This is a genomic window from Paraglaciecola sp., from assembly GCF_030730205.1.
Lineage (GTDB): Bacteria > Pseudomonadota > Gammaproteobacteria > Enterobacterales > Alteromonadaceae > Paraglaciecola.
Map to the genome: position 1 here is coordinate 1 of NZ_JANQVQ010000221.1, position 2488 is coordinate 2488.

Below are 2488 nucleotides of genomic sequence, written 5' to 3' on the forward strand. Positions count from 1 at the left end.
ACCCATGCCGGAATATCTGTTTGTAAAATGTTATTGCAGTAACGTGTAGCCAACATCAATTCAAACATAAAGCCGGTCTCAACGCTTAGATTAATAATCTTTGTCCAGTCATCATCGCTAAAATCTTCAAATAACAAATGCAGGTCGGTTAGATCACGAAAAGCGTTCTTAAAATCTTCGTTAAACAATAAATGAACCAAACTATGCAGCGTAATAGCAGGCAGATCTAGAACTGCATAGCCTTTTTCAGTAGTAATAATATGTCGATTAAACGCTTTGATATCTGGCGCACGACCAGATATTGGCGGTATTAAATTATGGTGTATGTCTATTACTGTCCCACGATTATGGTGGCGTATTGGCGGAATTTCATGCGTCCAATTACGGTAATAATAATTATCATAATTACCTATAGCTTCGCCAAGGTAACCTGAAATAGCTAAACGCTGTTCTACCTCATGAATACTCAATTTAGGAACTAAAATATCTATGTCACTAAAAGTCCTGCCAAGGCCTACCGTTAAATTTGTCTGCAATGCATAGGCCGTACCTTTCAAAAAAACAGGAATAACTTTAACAGTCGCCAGAAAAGTTACTAGCTCGCGCGCTTCTGCATCAATTTGTCGATACTGCTTGCTTGCTATAATTTCGGCATTTCGCATGTGGTGCTGCGTATACTCTGGTAATGAAGAAAACACTCCTGCCTGTTTATACCTTAAGCTATACCGAGCAAGCAATTGTTGATTGCGTAATACTCTAACAAGAGGCTCCCACTGATCAGCCGTTAGTGTTCTAGCAAACTCAGGCTCAAAAAAGCAGCGGCATAACAACTTATTAATACACAATTTAAAGTAGTTCCTGCTCTAAAAATTTCGCGACTTCATTAACATTATTATAGAAGATTTCAAAACCTGGCACTTGCTCTATTATCGCGGTAAGTGTTTCAAATCCTTCATTACCAATCACACCATAGTTAAAAGCATTCTCTGCTAACTGCATAAAACTTTGAGTTTGATTTAACTGATAAATATCGAGCACTTTTGCTGGTGTGTAATGAGGGAAAACAACGCCTACAATTTCAGCAGGAATATTAGCTGCTTGCCAGCTTTCTAATGGTGGAGATAAGTGAATAACATCACCTTTATGTGTATCAGTTGCGACTGAGGAAAATACTGCATTAGGGAACCACTCTTTAGCCAAATCAATAGAGCGATTCTTTAAGCAAATTGGCCGCACAAATGGTTGTACCGTTTTGGTCCGAGGAATAATCAGCGCCATTTCATCTGAGAGTAAGCGCCAGCCATTAAAAGCCAGATAGGCGGTTAAAGTGCTCTTACCTGATCCAGGTGGGGCAGGAAATAAAATAGCCTTATTATCTTTTGCTAACACCGCAGAGTGAATAATTACATACTGCATTTCATGAGTTGCAACACACCAATTCATACCCCACTCTAACATAGCATAAGCTTGCTGCAATCGCAGTGGTTGAAAAGGCTCTTGTTGATCAGAGAAAAAACGCGCTTGCGGCTTAATAAAACGACGAATACCACCGCTACGTTCAGCACGAACAATAAAATCAGTTAACTGATTTGTTTTTTTAAATTGCTGACCGTAAATATTGCTAAGATTTTCTAAAACCAAAGGAATGTTGGTTTGGACTTCAAAACAAAATGGCGGAATAACGAGCTTGTTTAATGGGCCCATAAAATTATCAAATTACCCATTAAGACTAGAACTAAATTGCATCAGTCAACTCCGCTAACCGAGTAATTAGGCTTGAATCCCATTTAGGATTTGCAAGGCCTGAACTTATAAACTCTTGTAGTTCAGTTGCTGTAATTGCCAAAGCAAAAGTTTGACCGTTAATAATATTAAAAAAAACACAACCCGAAAAATCAGAAAAGCTATGCACCAAAATTTCGGGTTTTAGTTTCAAATGCATGAATATAACTGACAATTAACTCCATCCAGGTACAATATCATTAAAAATTCTTAAAGCTTCAGGGCGATTGTCTACAGCTAAAGCGTATATATGTTTAGCAAAAAGATCTGCTGAAGAAAAAGGTTTACCTACACCTATAATAGGATAGAAAATGGTATCCGATGGATGAGCACCACTATTTGTAGCATTGAGATACATTCCAACCAATAACCTATTGATCCCTGAAGGGCCTTTATTATCGTCATTGTTTATTATGGCGCGGAAACGAACATTTGCTCCTATATTTGGAGGGTTTGATATGTTATTGAAGCGTTCACCAAAAATATCTTTAAACCTAGGATTGTTCGGATGATCACCACGTGGCAAAACAAAACTAGATGGACCCACAGTTTTAATATTATTACCTTGCGCAAAATCAGAACCATGACCAGAGGCACAAATAGAATTTGCCACACCACAAGTTGTGGCCCATACAGACTTTGAAGGTAAAGAAGCAATAACCAAACCTGCACCGGTACGGGTGAGAAATTTACGACGACTGACTTT

Annotated in this window: 4 protein-coding genes; all 4 read right to left on the reverse strand. The window is 38.3% G+C overall.

What is annotated here, in order from left to right; all coding sequences use genetic code 11:
• The coding region (locus tag NWQ57_RS14865; protein WP_306022947.1) for a nucleotidyltransferase family protein at positions 1–845 on the reverse strand (845 nt) is incomplete at its 3' end.
• Between the two features lies 1 nt (position 846).
• The gene (locus tag NWQ57_RS14870; RefSeq protein WP_306022948.1) at positions 847–1704 is read right to left on the reverse strand and encodes an HprK-related kinase A; all 858 of its coding nucleotides are present in this window, start codon (positions 1702–1704) and stop codon (positions 847–849) included.
• Positions 1705–1735: 31 nt separating this feature from the next.
• Positions 1736–1957, reverse strand: coding sequence for a hypothetical protein (locus NWQ57_RS14875; protein ID WP_306022949.1), 222 nt, complete (start codon positions 1955–1957; stop codon positions 1736–1738).
• Positions 1958–2488: hypothetical protein (locus tag NWQ57_RS14880; protein WP_306022950.1), on the reverse strand; the 531-nt coding region annotated here is incomplete at its 5' end.